The sequence below is a fragment of the Paenibacillus sp. FSL P4-0338 genome (assembly GCF_038002365.1).
Classification (GTDB): Bacteria; Bacillota; Bacilli; order Paenibacillales; family Paenibacillaceae; genus Paenibacillus_AQ.
Genome location: NZ_JBBOCG010000002.1, coordinates 960,232 through 981,291, shown reverse-complemented (window position 1 = coordinate 981,291; position 21,060 = coordinate 960,232). Strand labels below are relative to the sequence as shown.

Below are 21,060 nucleotides of genomic sequence, written 5' to 3'. Positions count from 1 at the left end.
GTAACCTCATGCTCTGCACGAAAAATAGGCTGAGCGCTCAACAAATGCGCCCAGCCTATCTCATGCCGCTTATTCCCGCTTACTGTTACTGCACCCGCTCCGTGAACAACCGGCCCGCGTAGTCGCTGATCAGCTCACGCATCGCCAGCTTGCGGCTCCATTCGGCCGGGATGCCACTGAGGCCGTAGTAGGCTCCGGCGATCTGGCCGTAGATGGCCCCGGTGGTGTCGGCGTCATTGCCAAGGTTCACGGCGAACAGTGCGCCCTCTGCGAAGCTGTCCGACTTATGGAATGCCCATAGCGCCGCCTCCAGCGACTCCACGACATAACCCGATCCCTGAATCTGTGGCGGCTCCTTCAGCTTGTAGGAGCCTTGCTTGATGTTCAGCATATGCGGCGTCAGCGTATCTTCATCCAGCCATTCACGGAAGGCCTCCGGCGCCAGCATCTCCTGCTTACTCCAGCCGTGCAGCCCGGCGAGAATATATGCCGCTAGCAGGCGGCAGGCAGCAAGACACTCGGCGGCCCCGTGTGTGGTTCTTGAACTCATCGCTGCATAGCGGATCACCTCCGCGGGGTGCTCCGCATAGTACATCACCACCGGAGCCAGACGCATAATTGAGCCGTTACCGGCAGAGAACGGGTCCTCTGAACCGCTGTAAGCCTCCCCGCTTGCTTCATACCGGTGCAGCGCTTCGCGCGTTGCGTTACCGATATCGAAGCACCGGCTGGTGCTGCTGAGTGCGCCTTCGCGGTACCATTTCACATAACGCTGCATCTGATCTGCCGGATCGAAGCCCTGCAGGGCAAGCAGACTCTCCGCAAGGCAGAGAGCCATGGAGGTATCATCCGTCCACTGACCCGGCTGCAGAGCAAATACCCCGCCGCCGACAATATCTGTCATTGGCTTGAAGGTGCCTGGGGCTTGGAACTCTACAGTTGTTCCCAGCGCATCTCCGGCGGCCAGCCCCTGCAGGCAACCCTGATAACGATCATTAGTCAATGTCACTTGGTCTCCCCCTTTCCAGAAGCCTCACACCGGCGGTTATTCGCCGGGGTATTTCAGCCCCCATTGTGCCCGGACAGTATCCAGCAGCTTCATTATGGCTAAGGATTCATCGAGGGTCATTACCGGACTCTCAGTAAGTCCCGCTTGAAGGCAGCGGCCCACTTCTTCCGCCTCGAAGGCATAGCCAATCGAAGCGCGTTCATCTTCGAACATCTCTGCTAATTCGCCGTTCATGTACAGCTCAGCAGACTTGGGATTGACCAGCGTGCCTTTGACCACGATATGCCCTTCCGTTCCGTAGACATAAGCTTCCTCATGCATGTTCAGGCGCACGCCCCCGTTCAGAGAAGCAGACACGCCATCGCCGTAGGACAGCAGCAGCGAGAAGTGCTCGTCCACGCCAGTCTCTCCGATATGAACGGTGCTGCTGACCTTCTCAGGATGCGGTCCAAGGACCATCGAGGCGAAGGAGACTGGATAGATTCCGACATCCAGCAGCGCTCCGCCGCCAAGGGCCGGATTCAACAGACGTCCTTCCGGGTTCCAGTCGGCGCGGAAGCCAAGGTCCGCCTTCACCAGCCGCACTTCACCAATTCTCCCGGCTGCGAGCCACTCCCGCACCTTCACCTGCGCCGGGATATAACGGCTCCACATCGCCTCCATCAGGAACAGCTTGTGCTCCCGGGCATAGGCCACTACTTCCTCCAGTTCAGCACTATTCACGGTAAAAGGCTTCTCGCACAGCACAGCCTTACCTGCACGCAGCGCCAGCAGCGCGTTCTCCCGGTGGAACGGATGCGGTGTGCCGATATAAATGGCGTCCACATCAGGATCATTCACCAGCTCTTCGTAGGTGGCGTATGCCACAGGAATGCCGTGATCGGCTGCGAATTTATCCGCGCTTTCCTGCGAGCGCGAGCCGACTGCATAAGCCACGCCGTTGCTGGCATGGGCCAGATCTGTTGCGAATTGATGGGCGATCCAGCCTGTGCTGAGAATGCCCCATTTTATCGTGTAAGCGTTATCTGCTGCCATAGTAATCTCCTCCTCTTAATGAAGCTCAGGTCCCTCTGATTCTATCAAAATCTCCCTGGTGTGTACATGTCCGCCTTCCGGCAGGACCCTCCAGCTCTAGACAAGTGTGTATTACAGCCCCAAGTGGAAACGGCTTTGCCGTCCTTTTAAAGGACGGTACCGTTTCAGCGAGAAATAGAAGGATAATGGATAGCGTGAAGCCTATACATTCTTATATTTGAACAACGAATTCAGGCGTTCCTCCGAATAACCGTCCTCCCCGCGCCAGTTGGCTACAGCGTTGAAGTCATTGCCTCCGCCCCGGCCCTGACGCGGCTCCTCCTGCGGAACCAGAATACCGGCATATCCCCAGATCTCCATCACCACATCCCGCTCATACTGATTAGAAGGGAAAATATTCTTCCAGTGCTTCTCCAGCTTCCGTGCCCCGTCCTTGCTGCCGCATAGCTTCACGGCCTCGGCCATGTCCTGCAAAATACGAAGATCCTGCGGAGTTGCCTCCACCTCCTCCTCCCGGCTAAACAGCTCCAGATCCAGCCAGCAATACAACAGCTTATTGAGGCGGATGCCACCCCATTTGACCCGCTCGAAATTGAGCACATTCAGATCTACAGCGTTGTACTGCTGATCAGACATCAGATGCCCGGCATCACAGGCCGCACAGCTGCTATACCTTGGCTGCTTAGCAGGAGGCTGGGCGTAGGCATGCGCAGACAGCTCCGAGGTCAAGGCCCAACTGGACAAGGCGCTCCGCAGATGAACCTTCCGGGTAGATAGACTGTGCAGGAAACCCGCCGCCACCTTGTCCCGGGTCACGCTTCCGCTGTGCAGCACCCGCAGTTTCTCCACCAGCTCATCATGGGTGATCGTCAGGGGATCGAACATGACCCCCTTGCTCTTGGCATAGTCGAAATCTTCACCGGAAAAAGTCCCGTACGTGCCCTTCCAGCCGCTGGCACTCCAGAACGATTTTTGCAGTATGGTTTTGGCCTTACGATCCATGTATCTTGCTCCCTTCCTTACCTGATGGTCCTGTTCAATGATTATGTATCTCTTATACTTAACCTGAAGGCGGGGATTTGCACCGTTACAAGAAATTACCCCTAAGGGGTGAAGGATGCTTTTATGGCGGTGCTCAGCCTACCTCTCACCAGTTCTGAGAGTCTTCTCTCACCGACCGCTTGTATGGATAGCACAATGTCCATATCTCACCGCAGCAGCAACGATTGTGTTCGCTTTTTCGATTACATTCCGGCCGTACACCCCGCGCCAGCCTAATGTGTTCGGTTTTACGCATACATCCGCCCCCACCGCCTTCGCGCCTGCCCAAGTTACATCGAAAACCCTCCCCGCCAGCCGCAAATCCACGGCAACGGGAAGGGTAATCTCCAAACCCTATATTATTTCTTAAGCACAAGCTCCAGGCGCACATCAAGGTTGTTCTCGGTACTCAGCACGATGGAATGCGGATTGCTAAGGCCGAAATCCTCGAAGGTTACTGTAGTCGTACCCGACAGCTTAAGCTCTCCGCCGCTGTATGCGGCCTGCGAGTCGAACGTGACTTCCTTCTCAATGCCCTTCACAGTCAGCATCCCCTTCAGTTGTACCGGCACCGCGGTACCCTCTGTCCATTCCTTCGGCAGCTCCGAGAAGGACTTCACCGTGAAGGTAGCTTCCGGGAACTCTGCCACGGACAGGAAGTCCGCTCCCTTGACGTGCTCGTCCCGTGGGGCTGTTCCTGAATCAAGTGCGTTCATGTCTACCGACCCTTCGCCGGTCATCGCGGAGGCATCCTCCAGATTCACCTTCCAGGTTCCCTTAACGGAGGGGTCTACGAAGTTCACGGTTTCCTTGGATGTGGTCACAGACCAGTAGACCTTGGACGGCTCTGTAATATTCCAGGCTCCGTTCAACTGCTCCGGTGTTACAGCAGCAGCGGCAGCAGCCGCATTGGCCGTTCCTTCCTTCTGGGCTCCGCTATCCTGGGCCTGCTCAGGAATCACCGATTCAATCTCCACCTTATTGCCAAGGCTGTTATTCACTAAGATGAAGGCGGTGATGGCTCCTGCAATAATTACAATGGCTGCGGTTATAGCGACGGTTCTCTTCTTCATACGATCTCCTCCATTCCATATTCTTATCTCTGCTCTATTGGCTTGGCTCCCATTCTACCAAAGCAATATGTCGGGAATAAGTCAAAGCGGACAGGCCGGGAATATGTTAGAATTGTCGTAATTTTAGTTAAGGGACTGAAGCTCATGCAATCGATACTAATCGTAGAGGATGAAGAAGCCATCGCGCGGGTGCTTAGTGCCTATCTGCGAAAAGCAGGCTTCCACGTCACCCGGGCCGCAGACGGCCGGAGTGCCCTGGACACCTTCGAGGAGGCGCCGCCCTCACTGGTCCTGCTCGATATCATGCTGCCGGAGATGGACGGCTTCGAGCTGCTGCAGCTCATCCGTGAGCGGAGCAGCTGCCCGGTCATCATGCTCACCGCCCGCGACGGCATCAATGACCGGCTCGCGGGACTGGACGGCGGAGCTGACGACTATATGTCCAAGCCCTTCATTCCCGAAGAAGTGGTCGCACGGGTGAAGGCGGTGCTGCGCCGTCCCTCGCAGTGGTCGGACGGCAGCCGCAAGCGCCATTTCGGCAGTCTGTTCATCGATTTCTCGGCGCGCAGCATCTTTCTGAACGGGGCGGAGGTCAGCCTCAGCCCGCGCGACATGTCGGTTCTGCTGTTCCTGGCCGAACGCCCGAATCAGATCTGCACCCGCGACCAGCTGCTGGAGCATGTATGGGAGATGGACTACGATGGAAGTGACCGGGCTGTTGATCTCTCCATCAAGCGGCTCCGTCAGGCACTGTCGCACTGGCCGGAACGTGAGGGCGAGATCCGCACACTGAGAGGAACAGGATATCAATTATGGACAACATAAATAAGAGTAAGAAGAAACGCAACAAGAAGAAGACCACCTCCATTCTCACTTACTGGACTCTGCGGTATCTGCTGATCATCAGCATTGGGCTGCTGGTGACGGCACTGTTCACCTTCTGGTGGATGCAGCAGGAGGCAATGAGCAACCGGATGCAGACGACCGGCCTGCTGGCGCAGGAGATCGCTGACCGCAGCGTAGATACAGACGGCCAATTAGCGATTACCCCGAACCTGAATAAGCTGGTGGAGGACCGCAAACGCTTCTTCAAGGTAACTGAGGAGATGTGTGTAATCATCACCGGACCAGAAGGAGAGCTGCTGTACTCCCAGCCCCCGATGACGGACGAGGAGATGCGGTACAAGCTCAATGATAGCCTGACCGATTCGCGGACCTCGGAATACAAGGCCGCTGCCGCGCAGATCCAGGGGGGCCAGGGCACGCTGGGGCAAGTGCTGGTTATGCAGTCCAAGCGCTCCCTGCGCCATATCCCGACGGAGGAGATTACCTTCTTTTCGATTATCATCGTCTTCCTGATTATTTTAAGCTGGCTGACGATCTATCTCTTATCGATCAAGCTGGCCAAGCCGGTTCAACGGGTGGCCGCCGCCGCCGCGCAGATTAGCAGCGGCCAGTATAATATCGTGCTTGAGACCGGGGCCAGAGAGCGCGAGATTCACGAACTCCTCGTCTCCTTCCAGGAGATGGCGGGCAAGCTGCAGCAGTTCGAGCAGTCGCGGGCCATCATGCTCGCCGGCGTGTCCCATGAGCTGAAGACGCCGGTCACCTCAATCAAAGGACTGCTCCATGCAGTACGCGAGGGGGTTGTCGAAGGCGAGGAGGCCGGGGAATTCCTTGATATCGCTCTGCTTGAGACCGGGCGGCTGCAGCATATGGTCGCTGACCTGCTGGACTACAATGCGTTGACGGCAGGCATGGTTGCCGTCCGTCACGATAACCTTGAAGCAGCACCGCTGTTGGAGGAAATCCTCTATCAATGGATGCTGACCCAGAGCGAGGAAGTCAATAAGCCCATCCTGCTGCTGCCGGAGACCCCGCTTGTGCTGCGAGGGGACCCGCTGCGCATCCAGCAGATTATTGTGAATCTGCTGGGGAACAGCCTGCAGGCGAAGACGCCGGACCGCAAGCTTCAATTGAAGCTTGAACTTACTCCTACGCCGCAGGGGCAGGCCGAAATCACCGTTACGGATAACGGGCCGGGCATCCATCCGGATAGCCGGGAACGGATCTTCGAAGCCTTCTACCGCAGCTCGGGCAAGCAGAGCCTGCTTCGCGGACTCGGGCTGGGCCTGACGTTCAGCAGACTGCTGGCCGAGGCCATGGGCGGCAGTCTGGAGCTGGGCAGCCACCCGCCGCAAGGCTGCTCCTTTGTGCTGCGGCTCCCGCTGGCAGAGTCATGAGCCCGGGAAGCGCGTGTAGTCCCGCGCCACACTGCGTGGTATAATCAATAATTTATAGCGTAAAACATATAAATTCTTATATTTCAAGTGGAAACCGGAGGCGTATATGCTTACTTTTGAACAGAAAATAGCTATTCTTGATTCCTATCCCCAGCTGGAGGCGCGGAAGGTCTCGCTGGGACGGGTGAATTATCACCTGGAGCAGAGCCGGCACGATAAGAAGACCGTGGCTTCGCATATTCACCCGAACGGGAACGGCTTCGTCTATGCCGGGCTGCTGCGGGGCTATGAGACGGATGATAAGGGACTGGTCAATATCCGCGATTATTCGGAGGCTGCGCTGCGCGAGCTGCTGGATGCGTCCATCACCTCTCTCTTGATGTACATTCCCGAGGCCCCGGCCCCTTCCAAAAGAAAGAAAAAAGCGCAGACTGGCGGAGCTGAAGCGCAGTCGCTGTGGACGAATGAGGATGGCCATACGCTGAGCCTGAGATTCGAAGAGGATCTGTGGTATCTCTATGCCGGACTGCAGCTTGAGATGGCCTTCGAGACGACGGCTGAAGCGGAGGAATATCTCGCTGAAGAGGGCTTTGCCCGGGTGGCGGACGAACCACAGGAATAGGAATGGCCCCGGCCCGTAAATCGACGTTTATCGACGATTTACGGGCTTTTTCGGATGAATTCCTGCATATTCCGGCAAATTTATAGAATTTCCCGGTGAGTCCCCTTATACTATAGCCAATGGCATTTTCCATATATTTCACAAGGAGGAATCACCATGAACAATCCGGAAGGTGGAACACCCTTCACGAATCCTGAGGGACCCAACAACCAACCTGGGCAACCGCAGCCCCAGCGCAAGGTAACTGAGCAGCTCAACAACCTACTCAAGGATGAACGTGTACAGCAGGCACAGGCGGTAGGCAAGCAGTATTGGAGCTTTTATCTGAGAGCCCTTACCCGTCCGTACAGTACAATGAGGGAAATTCCTGTGGCCCATTTCATGAACAGCCTGATCACTATGGGGCTTATGGCCTTGCTGACGGCCTTATATTTCCTCACCCTGTTCATCAAATGGGATGTCTCGGCCATCTTCGGCCCCGGCTTCCTGAAGCCGCTGCTATTGACGGCGGCAGGCCTTGCCGTTGCTTGCGGAGCCACTTATGCCGTTCTCCGGCTGGAGAAGGTCAGCTTTGATTTTAAATTGCTGATTACCCGGATGGGAACACTGCTCGTTCCGGCCGTGGCGCTGCTAGTGCTGGCGATTCTCACGCTCGTTGTCAGCCTGTACTCCTTCTCGACCACACTGGTGGCGTTGTCCTTCCTGTTCGTCTTCATCAGCATGAATACGGCTTTGTTTCAATATCCGCTGAACACCGCCGGCAGCCGGGGAATTGATACCTTATACCCGATTGCCATCGCCAACATTGTGACCGGATATATTTTCTACAAGCTGATCACCTCCGTCATTGCCGGCGCAGCCCTTGGTATGCTCAGCAACTCGTTTAATTTATAAAATCACCCCGCAAAGCGGGGCTTTAGCTAAGATGTTCACCCAGGTACTTTACAGGGGCGCCAAAACAACTTACCAAGTGGAAACGGCTTTGCCGTCCTTTTAAAGGACGGTACCGTTTAAGCGAGAACATAGAAGGACAATTTATCGTGTGAAACCTATAAATTCTAGAGTAAAGGGCTGGTGCAACCCAGCCCCTCCTCATCAAACCGTACGTGAGGTTTTCCCTCATACGGCTTTCCGATGTTTGTCATTCATCGGCATGCAGATTACAATAGCGTTTTTAGTCCATATTGGATGGTCAAATATCTAACTTCTGACCGGGATCTCATCCATCTTCCTCGTTGTCTCTTCTTCGCATACCACCGGGTAAATCGTTGCAGAATATACCAATCCAGTTTTGCTAACCTCTTTTGGCTGTACTTTGTGTAATAGTAGTTTCTCCATCCTTGAATCTTGGGATTGAGCCATTCCACGTGTTCCGCAAACGATTTCGAACGCATGCTGGGCGGTGCTAATCTTTCTTTAACCACGCCTCGAATTCGTTCCTCCGCCTTCTTCGTTAGCCACTGCTGCGTGGTGTAATACACCTTGCCTTGGGATGTTTCTGCCTTCTTTTTCCGGTGGTGCATTCCTAAGAAGTCGAATCCTTCGTCTCCTGTCCATAAGCCGACAATACGGGTTTTGGTTGGGTGTAGCGTCAGCTCCAGACGTTCCATGATTCTGCGTATGAGTTCATACGCATGTCCGGCGTCCTTTTTAGTTTTACAGACCACCACAAGATCGTCTGCATACCTCGTGAGTTCACCTACTCCTTTCCCGTGTTTTTCCCACAGTCGGTCAAAATAGTTCAGATAGATGTTCGCCAAAAGTGGTGAGATCACTCCACCTTGTGGTGTGCCTAAATCGGAACGTCTTACGTTTCCTTCTTCCATGACTCCCGCCTGAAGCCACTTCCGGATTAACTTCAGGATTCGTCTGTCATTGATACGCATTTGTACCAATTTCATCAGTTTCTCCTGGTTAATATTGTCGAAGTAACCTTGGATGTCGACGTCGACTACCCAATTTCCTTTGCGGTTGCAGGCTTTCCGGATTCGATCCAGTGCTCCTTTCGCACTTCGCTTCGGGCGAAATCCGAAGGATACTTCTTCGAAATCCGCTTCGAAGATCGGTTCAATGACGAGTTTGGTTGCCATCTGCACCACTCGGTCGCGCACGCTGGGTATGCCCAGCGGTCTTGGTTTCCCGTCTTTCTTTGGGATATAGTGCCGCCGTACGGGCTGTGGGTGGTAGTTACCATCCTTTAATGCTCGCTCGCAGTCTTTGAGAAATTGCACTTCTCCTTGTTTCTCAATATCCGCGAGCGTCACCGTATCTACTCCGGCAGCCCCCTTGTTCGCTTTCACCCGTTTCCAGGCTTCACTCAGCACATCCCAGCGGTAGACTTTGTCGTACAGTGCATGGAATTTACGCTTGTTGTTCTCCTTGGCCGCATGACCTAGCTTTTCTTGGAGTTCTTGAACTTTTTCCTTAGGTGTCGTTAGCCTACTGGCATTCACTCACTCGTACCTCCTCCAAAAGCATAAACAAAGCAGGGCTCCTTCTCTCCCTAAGGTTATGTTGTCCTTAGGTTCCTCGGTACTATGAGCCCCTCGGACTCCCTTCCCACAGACGGTTCATTTCATCTTTTGGACTTATAGAGCGTCTTTTTACGGGTTTCTAAAAAAAAAATCCTCCCGTGTGGGGGAGGGTCTCCCCAGTTCACTATGTCTTCTTTCCTTCCATGCCGATCCCCATACGCCGGAGGATTCTTCACTGCCGTTCCAAGTTCTCTGCAGCTTCCATGGTCTTCACCCATATAAGCGAGGTTCGACTTCCTCTCTTCCCCCTTGCGGGGCCTTTATGACGACGCGGCAGGATTCACTTCATGTTACGGCCTGGCGGGTTGCTCGCCCTGTCTCTGACCGGACTTTTGTCGATGCGCTTCTACGCACGGATTTCGCCGTACGCAGGCATCCTAGCTACACGGGGGCTTGGCCCCTCCCGTGACCGGACTTTCACCGGTTAGAAGATACGCGCTTTCTGGGCACGCCTTATATTTGCAAAAAAACGGCGCTGCCGTCCTTAACAAGGACAGCAGCGCCGTTTCCATGTGCTACATTGCTATTCAGCCCGTTACGCCTGTTACGGAGTTGTCGGGGCTGACGGTGCAGAAGGCATTTCAACTTCCTTCGCGTCTAGCGCTTCCTGCGGAATTTTGATCTCATCAACCTTGTTGTGATCGCTGATGGTCGCCTTCATATCCATATCAATGGATATTGTCTGGTCCCCATTGATCATATCCATGACCATGGTTACTTCAGTACGGGTTGGGAAGTAGGTCTTTTTATCCACCGCATACGCAATATTCATGGTTTTGATATTCATCTGCTCCATCATGGCAGCCATCTGCTGATCAGAGCCGCCGGTCTGGTTCATGTAAGTCTTCGCCAGCTCCTTGACATCATCACCGGATACCTCTGCGGCCAGCATATAGTTATCACCATCCTCAGTGATCTTTGTCTTTTCGGAAATTGCCTTGAATTGCTCCAACTGCTTCTCCGGGTTAGTAGACTGCTGCATAGCGGTAATGACCTGTTGACCCATTGTAGCAGGCAGCTTCATCCACGCACCGTTCGTCTGCGAATAGAAGCCGTCCTTTGTCACATACTGCTCAATCTTCTGGTCGCCCTGGGCCGTCTTCATCAGTATCTCCTGATGCATCGTCAGCGGCTCCTTAATGAATTTGGATTTCGTGGTCATATCGGTATCTTGCGCATTGTCCCCTTGTGCCGTCTTCACATTGATCTTCTGCTTCACTTGCGATTCCATCTCGAAGCTCTTCAGCTGATCAGACGCAGCAACCGTCTTCTTAATCAAATCCTCTACACTTGGAACTCCGTCCGAAGTCTGTTCAGCAGGCGCAGCCGATGCAGAAGCTTCCGGAGCCGCGTTCCCTGCAGGCGCAGCTGTTGCAGCCCCCTCCGAGGGTTTGAGTTCCTCATTATTGCCGCAGCCAGCCAAGGCAGCAGTCAGCATAACACCCATAAATATCGTAGTCCATTTCTTCAAGTTCGACTCCTCCTAATCATATCAGCAAGTAGTATTGTTAAATCTTGTGATGTATTTAACCACAGGGACACCCCTTTTAATCAGCCGTTTAAAAGTTACATCCAAAGTCATGGTCGTTCCGCCCGCAAAAGAACACTATGAAGACAGGCAAAACTATGCTTATATGATGGAGAATACTACTAAATCCAAAAGGGAAAGAAGCGTGGACCGCATGAGTTTTGAAATCGTAGAGGCTACCATAGCGGAGATTGGGACTGCTCTGGATTCCGGAGAGATCACGTCCAGACAATTAGTCCTGATGTATCTGGAGCGCATTGCCGATCATGACAAAAGCGGCCTGACCGTCAATTCCGTGCTGGAGATTAATCCGGATGCGCTGTTCATCGCTGAATCCCTGGATGCTGAGCGTCTGCATCAGGGGCCGCGCGGACCGCTGCACGGCATCCCCGTGCTATTGAAGGATAACATTAATACCGGGGATAATATGCATACCAGCGCGGGCTCGCTCGCGTTGGCGGATTCTTTTGCCGGAGAGGATGCCTTCATCGTCAGCATGCTGCGCGAGGCGGGAGCTATTATTATGGGCAAAGCCAATATGACGGAATTCGCTAACTTCATGACGAACGGCATGCCCTCCGGCTACAGCTCCCGGGGCGGGCAGGTGCTTAACCCCTACAACATCTCCACGCCGACAGGAGGCTCCAGCGCCGGGTCTGCGGTAGCGGTAGCCTGTAACTTCTGCACGGTATCCGTCGGAACGGAAACCTCGGGCTCGATCCTCAATCCCGGCAATCTTGGCTCTATTATCGGTATTAAGCCCACGGTGGGGCTGATCAGCCGCTCCGGTATTCTGCCGCTCTCCAGCACGCAGGATACCGCCGGGCCTATGGCACGAACGGTCCGGGATGCCGTCCTTCTGCTGAATGCCCTGCTCGGTCAGGATGCCGGCGATGCAGCTATGGGTACGAACAGAGGTAAGGTTCATGAGGATTATACGGTTTTCCTGGATGCAGACGGTCTGCGGGGAGCAAGAATCGGAATTCCTCGTGATTATTACTTCGAGGAGCTGACGGAGGAGCAGCTTGCGCTGTTCAATGCCTCTGTAGAGAGAATGCGGGAGCTTGGAGCGACAATCATTGATCCGGCCGAGATTACAACAGCACGGGAGATCAGCTATTCATCCGTGGTGCTGAATGAATTCAAAACCTCGCTGAACGCCTACCTGGCCCGCCTGGGTGCGGGTGCACCGATGCGCACCCTGAAGGATATTATTGATTTCAATCATGCCCATCCGGTCCAGACGCTGAAGTTCGGGCAAGCTACCCTGCTAGATGCCGAACATACGACCTCCGGCACCTTCACTGAGCCGCAATATCTTCGTGACCGTATGACAGATCTCAGGCTCTGCAAGGAGCTGGGGATCGACGCTACCATGCGCGAGCATCAGCTTGATGCCCTGCTGTTCCCCGCTGACTTCGGCGCACGGATTACCTCAAGAGCGGGATATCCGTCCATCGTTGTGCCGTCAGGTTATACCTCAGCCGGAGCCCCCTTCGGCGTAACCTTCTCCGCCCGGGCCTATGAAGAACCGGTGCTTATCAGACTGGCCTACGCTTATGAGCAGAACTATAAGGTGCGCAAGCCGCCTTCACTCCGTAGCTTCATCTGATTCCGCTTCACTCTATGTTCTCTATTATTCCTAATACAATGCCTAATCTGCGGCTATGCCCATATGCCTGTTGCCTTCATGGGACAGGCCCCAGGTGCGCAGCTCGTAGCTGCGGATACCCGAAGTGACATACGGGTCCCGCTCTGCGATAGCTGCCGCTGCCTCGCGGGAAGCTGCGCGGATAATCACCATCCCTCCAGGACTGTCACTGAACGGTCCGCATAATACCAGTTGCCCGCTTCGCTCCAGTTCCTGCAGATGCTTGACATGCGCCTTGATAATCTCCATATCCCTGCGGTCCTGCTCCGTAGGACTCAGCAGAATGACATAACAGATATCCTCGGGGTAAGCCGTCTCCTGATTCATGATTATCTCTCCTTCAATCATAATCCTGCCGGTTCTCTTCATCGGCAATGCTCTGAATCTCCTCTGCATGCATCAGATGCAGCTCATAATCGCCTTCGGCATGCAGCTTCACGACCCGCTCTTTCGTAAACTTCGCACTGCTCTCCGCTGCATCCTCGTCGTAGAACAACAGAATCCCGTCGCTTTTGCGCAGCAGGAGATCATCTCTGGCCTTGAACTGCCAGCTTCCGTCATAGGGGGCATTGCTTACGGCTCCGTAATAGTCGGCACCGGCCACAATACGGCGGTATTCATTCTGCTTCTCTTCCTTCCATTTCTCTTCCGGTGACGCATGCGCCGTAATAATACCCAGCTTCAGTCCTGGATATTGCTGCTTCAGCTCCAGCACTACTTCGCAAGCCCACAGATCAACGCCATATTGCCCGGGCGTGATGACCCATTCCAGTCCCTCCTCCACCAGCGGAATGATCCGGTTCGCGAGTGCTTTTTTGATATAAGGAATACCCTGATGCTTGCTGTCATAAATGCCGAGCTCATGGGCCCGGTAGCCTGTGACCAGTAAAGTCTTCATGTGCCCCGCCTCTCTCATGACTGCTTCATTCCGATATGTATGGAACAACCGGTACTCTATGCATTATATCTTATTTCGCGTGGCAGGGCTTCCGGACCCGGAGAGTATATAAGCCGGACCCGCCGTGCCAAATTATTTTCGGTAATTATGAGTAATTTTAGATGAAGTTTGGAAAACTGCATGAAGATGAAAACTCGTACTCCGTTATACCCAAATTCGAAAGCTGGGGATGATTACACTGTTCGGTATGATTCTTTCCTATATACCCGGCTGGGCAATCTTCGCCCAGGCGGGTGTGGCTATACTTGTTCCGCTGCTCCTGGCCTATCTCTATAAATCGCTCTACAAGCTGGTAGGCAGCGGACGCGGCCAGATCGGGTACGGCGCAAGAACCCTTCCGCAGCCGCCGCCACCGCTGGCTCCCGAGGAATCCTCTGCCCGTTTTACCGGTGATCTCCAGACCGACCTGCAGGCGGTTAAATCCGGCATCGGCAACAACAGCGATGTCCATTTCAGAGCATTCACAAATGCGAACACAGGTGCACAAGGAGTCGTCATCCATATCGACGGAATGCAGAGTGACCGGCTGCTCAGTATGGAAGTCATGCAATACCTGATGTATGAGATGCCTGCCGGTCCACAGTCTTCTGTTGAAATGGCCGGGCAACGTCTTCCCTTCAGTGAGCTTAGAGAGGAAGAGCATATCAGGGACTTCAATAAGTCTGTCCTCTTCGGTCATGCCGCCCTCCTGATCGAAGGACTGCGCTGCGGCCTCCTGATCGAGATGCCCAATGCTCCCAGCCGCCAAGCGGACGAGCCGGTCTCCGAAGCGCTGCTCCGCGGCCCCAGACTGGGCTTCACGGAAGTGCTCAGCGAGAATACCTCTATTTTGCGCCGCCAGGGCCTTAGCGATCAGCTTGAGATGGTATCCTTCCGGGCAGGGACCGCTATTGAAAGGGAGATCGTTGTGGCCTACATGAAGGATATCGTGAACGCTGATCTGCTGGAGGAGATCAAAAACCGGATCTCCAAAATCGATATGGATTTTCTGGCCGAATCCGGTTATATTGAGCAGCTCATTGAGGATAATTATCTCAGTCCGTTCCAGCAGCTGCAGAATACAGAACGGCCGGACAGGGTCATCAGTGCCCTGCTGGAAGGACGGGTCGCCATTATGCTCGACGGCACGCCCTTTGTGCTAATCGCACCGGTAACCTTCAGCATGCTGCTGCAGTCACCGGAAGACTATTATGATCGCTGGCTGCCGGGAACACTTCTGCGGCTGCTGCGTTTTGGCGCTTCCTTCTTTGCCCTGATGGCTCCAGCCCTGTATATCTCATTCATCTCCTTTCATCCGGGGCTGATTCCTACAGAGCTGGCGATTACGATCATCAAGACCCGGCAGGGTGTGCCCTTTCCCTCTCTGATAGAGGTGCTGATTCTGGAGGTCGCCATTGAGATCCTTAGGGAAGCGGGCATCCGGCTGCCGAAGCCGATCGGTCCGGCGATGGGCATCGTCGGCGGTCTGATTATCGGTGATGCAGCGGTCCAGGCCGGGATCGTCAGTCCGTTCCTGGTCATTACGGTCGCCGTAACCGCTATCTCCTCCTTCTCCATTCCGATGTACAGCGCCGGAATCACCCTGCGGATGCTGCGCTTCGCCGGCATGCTGTTCGCCTCGGTGCTGGGAATGTACGGGACCATTCTGTTCTTCCTGCTGATCTGCTGCCACCTGACCAAGCTCAAGAGCTTCGGAGTGCCTTATCTGACCCCGCTCTCCCCGTTCCGGCTCAGTGACTGGAAGGATCTGTTCCTGCGCGCTCCGATGGCCCTGATGAAGCGCAGACCGAAAATGATGAAGACCAAGCAGAGTAAACGAAGATCATAACCGCGCCTGGTATAAGGAGGAATGCAGTATGTTCATACGCACCGATGACAAAATTACCGCTACACAAACGGCCATATTCCTGAACAACACCTTGCTGGGCGCGGGTATTCTCACACTGCCGCGCAGCGTGAGCAAGAGTGTCGGAACCCCGGACGGCTGGATCTCCACCCTGCTCGGCGGGGCCATTGTGATGCTGGCTGTACTCCTTATGGTGAAGATCAGCCAGCAATTTCCGGGAAAAACCGTCTTTCAGTACTCAAGGCTGCTGACCGGCCGGTTCATCGGCGGTATTCTGTCTATGCTGTTAATTCTGTATTTCATCACTATCGCCGGCTTTGAGATCCGTACACTGGCCGAGGTTACCTTGTTTTTTCTCCTGGAGGGAACTCCGATCTGGGCAGTGATTCTTCCTTTTCTCTGGCTGAGTACCTATCTCGTGTACGGAGGCATCAATTCTATAGCCCGTGTCTACACCATTGTTTTTCCGATCAGCATTATGATTCTGCTCATCTCCTTCGTGCTCAGCCTGCGGATGTTCGATATCGATCATCTGCGTCCTGTACTCGGCGACGGATGGTCCCCCGTATTCGCGGGGCTCAAATCCACCGTGCTTGTATTCACCGGCTGTGAAGTGGCCATGACACTTGTGGCGTTCATGGAGGACCCCAAAAAGGCTGTCAAAGCCATGCTTGGAGGCCTCGCCATCCTGCTGTCCATCTATTTCCTGACTATCATTATAGTGATCGGAGGCATCTCTATTGATTCCTCCATCTCCAGCACCTGGCCCACTATCGATCTATTGCGCAGCTTTGAGGTGTCGGGTTTTTTCTTCGAGCGTCTGGAATTCCCGTTCATGGTCATCTGGCTGATGCAGATGTTCTGCAACTTCAGCAGCTTCTTTTTCCAGTCCTCACTGGGTCTCTCACAGATCTTCAAGCTTAAGGTGCACCCGATTATTTATGCGCTGGTCCCGCTGCTGTTCATCTCGGCGATGCTGCCCAAATCCTTAAGCGACCTGTTCGTACTCGGGGATACCATAGGCAAGATGGGAGTGGGGCTGTTCCTGCTGGTGCCTGTCCTGCTCTCCATCGTCTGGCTCATCCGGGTGAAGGGGCTGAAGCAGCATGTATAGACGAATTCTGGTGGTGCTGTGCAGTCTGCTGATTCTTGCCACACTGACCTCCTGCTGGAGCAGTAAAGAGATTGAGGATCTGGCCCTATACGCTGGCCTGGCTCTGGATATCGGAGAGCTCTCACCCACAGAGCAGAAGCTGGAGGACAAGGGCGCCACTTATTATAAAAAAAATAAGATTACCGCCACTGTGCAGATGGTTCCGGCTAACTCCGTAGGAGGGGTAGATAATCAAGGTAACAGCAGTAGCAGTGCACCTTATATGAATGTAACCGGAACCGGAGATTCTGTGCTGGAGATCTTCCGTCAATATTCGATTCTGCGTGAACGGCCGATCATCGGCCACCACCTCAAAGTTATAGTGATCTCAAGTGAGCTGCTGAAGCAGCAGAAGATCAACCAGTTATTGGATTTCGTCCTTCGGGATAATGATATCCGTCCCAGTACGATGGTGTTCTTAAGCCAAGGCCGCGCAGCAGACACCATGGTCTCGAAGCAAAAAAATGAAATCCCTGCCTTTCACATCAGAGATATGCTGCGCAATCAGAAGAGAACCAGTAAGGTGCTGGACCCCGTTATTTTATCCAAAATGGATGCCCTGATGGCCTCCAAACGAAGTTTTGCGCTGCAAAACCTGGTAACGGCGAATGATGAGGTAGAATTCTCGGGAGCCGGAGTGATTAAAGGAGATACAGGAAACTGGGTGGGGACGCTAAATCAGGAGGATACCGAATGTTTGACCTGGCTGAGCAACGGGGGGCAAAGCGGGGTCATTAAGACCTACGACTGGAGCAATGAGCCCGTTACCTACGAACTCAAGTCCATGAAAAGTAAAATTACGTCCAAAGTAGACGGAGACAATCTGTCCTTCGACGTCAACATTAAAACGGAAGGAAGGCTGATTGAAACCTGGAACGTAGAGGAATACCCTGCTGCCACCCATCTTCCCCAAAAAGCAGAGAAGCTGTTCAAGAAGCGGCTGGAGCAGATGATGCAGAGCCTGCTTCACAAGCTGCAGTCCGATTACAAAGCAGATGCCGCCGGGTTCTCCAACCGGCTCAGCATTCAGGAGCCCGCCTTATGGAGGAAGCTGGAGGATCACTGGGACGAGGAGTTCAGCCGGACCCCTATTCATGTCACCGTTGATTTGAAGATTACGGACTTCGGCTCCTTCACTCAATAGAATAATCCCGTTAAGTGAGTCTGTATAAAAAAGAAGCTGTCCCGGCCACCGTTTCTAATAAACGGCCTTCGGGACAGCTTTGTCGTGCCTTACTGTTTGTCTGATTTGTCTGAGAGAATCAGCACTCCGTGCCCAGGAACCGGGGTGGAGCCGCTGGACTTCTTCCCGGTAAGCAGATCGGTCCGCTTGCCTTCGCCAATATCCGCCCGAAGCTCCTCTGCTGAATGGTTCAGCAGGAACAGATAGGATACGCCGTCCTTCACACGCTGGACGGACTCAATGCCTTCAGGTGCGCTGACCAGCGGCACAATGCCGTTATCCGCGCACAGGTTAGCGAGGAAGCCGTTAAGGAAGGCCGCATCGGGACTTGTGGCCACATAATAGGCCTTGCCTTCACCGAAGCTATTCACCGTCAGGGCAGGCATGCCTTTATAGAAATCCGCGCCATACTGAGCGAGCACCTCTGCGCCTTCGGGATGAATCAGGTCGCAGAGCAGACCGCAGGTGTAAGAACGGTTCAAGGCTCCCCAGTCCTTATTCATTACAATTTCATTGCTCATGCCCGGCAGAAGGGCATCGATCTCCTCGGCCCAGATTCCCAGCACCTTGCGCAGCTCTCCCGGATACCCGCCAACCGTAACCAGATCGTTCTCATTAACAATCCCGCTGAAATACGTCGTAATGAAGGTCCCGCCTGCCTGGACGAAGGCTTCGACCTTCTCGGCGAAGCCCGGCTTCACCATATACAGCACCGGTGCAATGACAATCTTGTATCTCGACAGATCCTCTTCTACCCCGATCATATCCGCTTCGATGTTCTGCTGATAGAGCGCATCATAATACTTATGGACCTCATCCACATAATTCAGTGCAACGGACGGGCCGCTGGAGAGATCAAGCGCCCAGCGGTTCTCCCAGTCGTAGACAATCCCGATCTGCGCCGCACTGCGTGCATCCAGCAGCTCGCCGCCCAAGCTTTCCAGTTCCCGGCCCAGCTCGGCGCATTCGCGGAATACGCGGGTATGCTCATGTCCTACATGCTCAATGACCGCTCCGTGGTACTTCTCACACGCGCCGATGGACCGCCGCAGCTGGAAGAACAGCACGGTGTCGGCACCGCGCGCTACCGCCTGATAGCTCCAGAGACGCATCACGCCGGGGCGCTTCAGGGAATTGTAAGGCTGCCAGTTCTGCTGACTTGGCGTCTGCTCCATCAGCATGAACGGCTGGCCGTTCTTCAGGCCGCGCATAAGATCATGCGTCATCGCTGTATAGCTGACCGGGGTGTCCAAGGACGGATAGTTATCCCAAGAGATTACATCCAGGTACTTGGCCCACTTGAAATAGTCCAGCTCCGGGTAGAAGCCCATCAGGTTAGTCGTAATTGGAACATCCGTGCTGTACTGCTTAATCGCCTCATATTCGAGGATGTAGCATTCCAGCAGGCTATCCGACATGAATCTGCGGTAGTCCAGAGAAATCCCCTGGAAGTTGGTCCGGTTGCCCCCCCACTCTTCACTGAGTTCATTCGGAACAACGATTTCCTCCCAGTCATAGAAGGTATGGCCCCAGAACCGTGTGTTCCAGGCTCTGTTGAGCGCATCCAGCGTTCCGTAACGGTCCTTCAGCCAGACGCGAAAAGCAGCCTCGGACTGCTCGGAGTAATCATAGCCGCCGTATTCATTAGAGATATGCCAGGCCACCAGGCCCGGATGATCCTTATAGCGCTCCGCCAGCTTGCCGGCCAGCAGCGCCGCATATTTGCGGTAGATTGCACTGTTCGGATTGGAGTTGTGACGCCCGCCGAATTTGCGCTTGCGGCCCTGGACATCTACCCGTGTCACTTCAGGATAGCGGTGAGCCATCCAGGCCGGATGCGCCCCTGTACCCGTAGCCAGACATACATATGTGCCGTTCTTATATAAGCGGTCGATTAATTCATCCAGACCCGCGAAATCGTACGTATCCTCAGACGGCTGAATCAGCGCCCAGGAGAACACATTGATGGTTGCCACATCTATGCCCGCGAGCTTGAACATCCGCTCGTCCTCCGCCCAGACCGGGGCCTCCCATTGCTCCGGGTTATAATCTCCACCGTACCAGATCTTAGGTAACTTCTCGTTGATCACGCTACGCACATCCTTTATAGTATAAGTATATTCTTATTTTAATCGCTACCGCTATCGCTATAAATATAATATTAATGAATTGGAATATAATAATATGGAACAACAGGAGATGAACCGGAATGTCACTGGATGCCGTCCGCAGAATCGTATTCGCCCAGGAGAGCGGCCAGCTGCTCCCCATCACCCTCGACAGTATGGGCTATAACCCTGATCAGGAACAAGTCTCCCGGCCGCAAGGCTATCACACCTATCACTGGCTGCAGACAGCGCATGGTAGCGGGATGATCCACTTCGACAACAAGAAGCTCACCCTCACCGAGGGCAGCGGCATTCTACTGATGCCGGGTACACCGCACCGCTATGAAGCGCTCTCCTCAGAGACTTGGCGCACCTATTATCTCACCTTCGGAGGGACCTCAGCACGGCATATTCTGGATTCGCTCGGGATGAACACCAGCCTGTTCTACCGCTGGGAGAGCGGAGCGCCGCTGCGCTGGATGCTGAAGGAGATGCTGGACCGCCACGATGCTTCGAATGACATGTTCAGTCTCGGGGAATCCAGCGATGCCTACCGGTTCCTGCTGACTCTGAACAAATACGGGCAGCTGCATAACAACACGGCGATCTCCCGCAATGTAGACAAGCTTCAGCCGCTGCTGAAATGGATGGACAGCCATTATGGCGATCCCGAGGTAGGTCTCAGTGATCTCGCTTCCCGGCTTGAGGTGTCCGGCAGATATCTGAACAGCCTGTTCCTGCAGACCTTCGGGCTCTCCCCCTATGCTTATTTCGTCCGGCTGCGCATCCGCAAGAGCAAGGAGCTGCTAGTCGCCCAGCCCGAGCTTACCGTCAAGGCCATCTCGCAGCTGGTCGGCTTCCGCGATGTCAGCCATTTCGTAGCCACCTTCCGCAAGCAGTCGGCGGTTACGCCGGAGCAGTTCAGGAAGCTGCACTGAGTAGCACGTAAGATTGTGTTCGCTTTTCCGTATACATATTGCACTCGACATTTCCTATACAAACACAGAGACGGATACCATCCACCTAAGTGGGGTATCCGTCTTTTGCGGCATAAATATATGATCTTATACTACGCT

The 21,060-nt window shown here is 54.2% G+C and carries 18 protein-coding genes; 9 read left to right on the top strand and 9 right to left on the bottom strand.

Features of this window, described 5'->3' with window-relative positions:
• Positions 1-85: 85 nt before the first annotated feature.
• The 4 genes from MKZ07_RS28260 to MKZ07_RS28245 form a co-directional block, all read right to left on the bottom strand.
• Positions 86-1,009: an ADP-ribosylglycohydrolase family protein gene (locus tag MKZ07_RS28260; protein WP_036701308.1), complete on the bottom strand. Its 924-nt coding sequence runs from the start codon at positions 1,007-1,009 to the stop codon at positions 86-88.
• 36 nt (positions 1,010-1,045) lie between these two features.
• Positions 1,046-2,044 carry a Gfo/Idh/MocA family protein gene (locus MKZ07_RS28255; RefSeq protein ID WP_036701310.1) on the bottom strand — a complete coding sequence of 333 codons (999 nt, stop codon included), beginning with the start codon at positions 2,042-2,044 and terminating at the stop codon, positions 1,046-1,048.
• 201 nt (positions 2,045-2,245) lie between these two features.
• Positions 2,246-3,046 (bottom strand): hypothetical protein, encoded by an 801-nt coding sequence (locus MKZ07_RS28250; protein ID WP_036701312.1) that lies wholly within the window; start codon positions 3,044-3,046, stop codon positions 2,246-2,248.
• Positions 3,047-3,444: 398 nt separating this feature from the next.
• The gene (locus MKZ07_RS28245; RefSeq protein WP_036701314.1) at positions 3,445-4,158 is read right to left on the bottom strand and encodes a YceI family protein; all 714 of its coding nucleotides are present in this window, start codon (positions 4,156-4,158) and stop codon (positions 3,445-3,447) included.
• A gap of 144 nt (positions 4,159-4,302) precedes the next feature.
• On the opposite strand from MKZ07_RS28245, the gene MKZ07_RS28240 reads away from it, so the two are divergent.
• The 4 genes from MKZ07_RS28240 (at position 4,303) to MKZ07_RS28225 (ending at position 7,917) form a co-directional block, all read left to right on the top strand.
• Positions 4,303-4,983: a response regulator transcription factor gene (locus MKZ07_RS28240; protein WP_036701316.1), complete on the top strand. Its 681-nt coding sequence runs from the start codon at positions 4,303-4,305 to the stop codon at positions 4,981-4,983.
• Complete coding sequence (locus MKZ07_RS28235) at positions 4,971-6,401, top strand: sensor histidine kinase (protein WP_036701318.1); 1,431 nt, start codon at positions 4,971-4,973, stop codon at positions 6,399-6,401. Before MKZ07_RS28240 ends, MKZ07_RS28235 begins: the two co-directional genes overlap by 13 nt.
• A gap of 106 nt (positions 6,402-6,507) precedes the next feature.
• Positions 6,508-7,023, top strand: a complete 516-nt coding sequence (locus MKZ07_RS28230) for a hypothetical protein (RefSeq protein WP_036701320.1) — start codon at positions 6,508-6,510, stop codon at positions 7,021-7,023.
• A gap of 156 nt (positions 7,024-7,179) precedes the next feature.
• Positions 7,180-7,917 (top strand): hypothetical protein, encoded by a 738-nt coding sequence (locus MKZ07_RS28225; protein WP_036701323.1) that lies wholly within the window; start codon positions 7,180-7,182, stop codon positions 7,915-7,917.
• Positions 7,918-8,183: 266 nt separating this feature from the next.
• Here MKZ07_RS28225 and ltrA read toward each other — a convergent pair whose 3' ends face one another.
• Complete coding sequence (gene ltrA, locus MKZ07_RS28220) at positions 8,184-9,476, bottom strand: group II intron reverse transcriptase/maturase (RefSeq protein WP_036694821.1); 1,293 nt, start codon at positions 9,474-9,476, stop codon at positions 8,184-8,186.
• A 625-nt stretch (positions 9,477-10,101) separates the two neighbouring features.
• Positions 10,102-11,028: a DUF6612 family protein gene (locus tag MKZ07_RS28215; RefSeq protein WP_051494060.1), complete on the bottom strand. Its 927-nt coding sequence runs from the start codon at positions 11,026-11,028 to the stop codon at positions 10,102-10,104.
• A 211-nt stretch (positions 11,029-11,239) separates the two neighbouring features.
• Here MKZ07_RS28215 and MKZ07_RS28210 point away from each other — a divergent pair, with 211 nt between their 5' ends.
• Complete coding sequence (locus tag MKZ07_RS28210; protein WP_036701325.1) at positions 11,240-12,697, top strand: amidase family protein; 1,458 nt, start codon at positions 11,240-11,242, stop codon at positions 12,695-12,697.
• A gap of 42 nt (positions 12,698-12,739) precedes the next feature.
• Here the strand turns inward: MKZ07_RS28210 and MKZ07_RS28205 are convergent, their stop codons facing one another.
• On the bottom strand, positions 12,740-13,063 hold the full coding sequence (locus tag MKZ07_RS28205; protein WP_083677915.1) for a YciI family protein: 324 nt from the start codon (positions 13,061-13,063) through the stop codon (positions 12,740-12,742).
• Positions 13,064-13,076: 13 nt separating this feature from the next.
• Positions 13,077-13,634, bottom strand: a complete 558-nt coding sequence (locus tag MKZ07_RS28200; protein ID WP_036701327.1) for a DUF1273 domain-containing protein — start codon at positions 13,632-13,634, stop codon at positions 13,077-13,079.
• 238 nt (positions 13,635-13,872) lie between these two features.
• On the opposite strand from MKZ07_RS28200, the gene MKZ07_RS28195 reads away from it, so the two are divergent.
• Genes MKZ07_RS28195 through MKZ07_RS28185 form a run of 3 tightly spaced genes read left to right on the top strand, consistent with a single transcriptional unit; the run spans position 13,873 to position 17,837 of the window.
• The gene (locus tag MKZ07_RS28195; protein WP_036701356.1) at positions 13,873-15,522 is read left to right on the top strand and encodes a spore germination protein; all 1,650 of its coding nucleotides are present in this window, start codon (positions 13,873-13,875) and stop codon (positions 15,520-15,522) included.
• Positions 15,523-15,550: 28 nt separating this feature from the next.
• Positions 15,551-16,654, top strand: coding sequence for a GerAB/ArcD/ProY family transporter (locus MKZ07_RS28190; RefSeq protein WP_036701329.1), 1,104 nt, complete (start codon positions 15,551-15,553; stop codon positions 16,652-16,654).
• Positions 16,647-17,837 (top strand): Ger(x)C family spore germination protein, encoded by a 1,191-nt coding sequence (locus MKZ07_RS28185; protein WP_036701331.1) that lies wholly within the window; start codon positions 16,647-16,649, stop codon positions 17,835-17,837. Before MKZ07_RS28190 ends, MKZ07_RS28185 begins: the two co-directional genes overlap by 8 nt.
• A gap of 89 nt (positions 17,838-17,926) precedes the next feature.
• Here MKZ07_RS28185 and MKZ07_RS28180 read toward each other — a convergent pair whose 3' ends face one another.
• Positions 17,927-19,966: a beta-galactosidase gene (locus MKZ07_RS28180; protein ID WP_036701332.1), complete on the bottom strand. Its 2,040-nt coding sequence runs from the start codon at positions 19,964-19,966 to the stop codon at positions 17,927-17,929.
• Between the two features lie 119 nt (positions 19,967-20,085).
• On the opposite strand from MKZ07_RS28180, the gene MKZ07_RS28175 reads away from it, so the two are divergent.
• Complete coding sequence (locus MKZ07_RS28175; protein WP_051494062.1) at positions 20,086-20,922, top strand: AraC family transcriptional regulator; 837 nt, start codon at positions 20,086-20,088, stop codon at positions 20,920-20,922.
• The last annotated feature ends 138 nt before the right edge of the window (positions 20,923-21,060 follow it).

Excerpts from the sequence above, each read along its gene's own strand:
- MKZ07_RS28255 (WP_036701310.1), bottom strand. The coding sequence starts at position 2,044 with ATGGCAGCAGATAACGCTTACACGATAAAATGGGGCATTCTCAGCACA.
- MKZ07_RS28230 (WP_036701320.1), top strand. The coding sequence starts at position 6,508 with ATGCTTACTTTTGAACAGAAAATAGCTATTCTTGATTCCTATCCCCAG.
- MKZ07_RS28240 (WP_036701316.1), top strand. The coding sequence starts at position 4,303 with ATGCAATCGATACTAATCGTAGAGGATGAAGAAGCCATCGCGCGGGTG.
- MKZ07_RS28245 (WP_036701314.1), bottom strand. The coding sequence starts at position 4,158 with ATGAAGAAGAGAACCGTCGCTATAACCGCAGCCATTGTAATTATTGCA.
- MKZ07_RS28250 (WP_036701312.1), bottom strand. The coding sequence starts at position 3,046 with ATGGATCGTAAGGCCAAAACCATACTGCAAAAATCGTTCTGGAGTGCC.
- MKZ07_RS28200 (WP_036701327.1), bottom strand. The coding sequence starts at position 13,634 with ATGAAGACTTTACTGGTCACAGGCTACCGGGCCCATGAGCTCGGCATT.
- MKZ07_RS28235 (WP_036701318.1), top strand. The coding sequence starts at position 4,971 with ATGGACAACATAAATAAGAGTAAGAAGAAACGCAACAAGAAGAAGACC.
- MKZ07_RS28205 (WP_083677915.1), bottom strand. The coding sequence starts at position 13,063 with ATGAATCAGGAGACGGCTTACCCCGAGGATATCTGTTATGTCATTCTG.
- MKZ07_RS28225 (WP_036701323.1), top strand. The coding sequence starts at position 7,180 with ATGAACAATCCGGAAGGTGGAACACCCTTCACGAATCCTGAGGGACCC.
- MKZ07_RS28175 (WP_051494062.1), top strand. The coding sequence starts at position 20,086 with ATGTCACTGGATGCCGTCCGCAGAATCGTATTCGCCCAGGAGAGCGGC.
- MKZ07_RS28190 (WP_036701329.1), top strand. The coding sequence starts at position 15,551 with ATGTTCATACGCACCGATGACAAAATTACCGCTACACAAACGGCCATA.
- MKZ07_RS28185 (WP_036701331.1), top strand. The coding sequence starts at position 16,647 with ATGTATAGACGAATTCTGGTGGTGCTGTGCAGTCTGCTGATTCTTGCC.
- MKZ07_RS28210 (WP_036701325.1), top strand. The coding sequence starts at position 11,240 with ATGAGTTTTGAAATCGTAGAGGCTACCATAGCGGAGATTGGGACTGCT.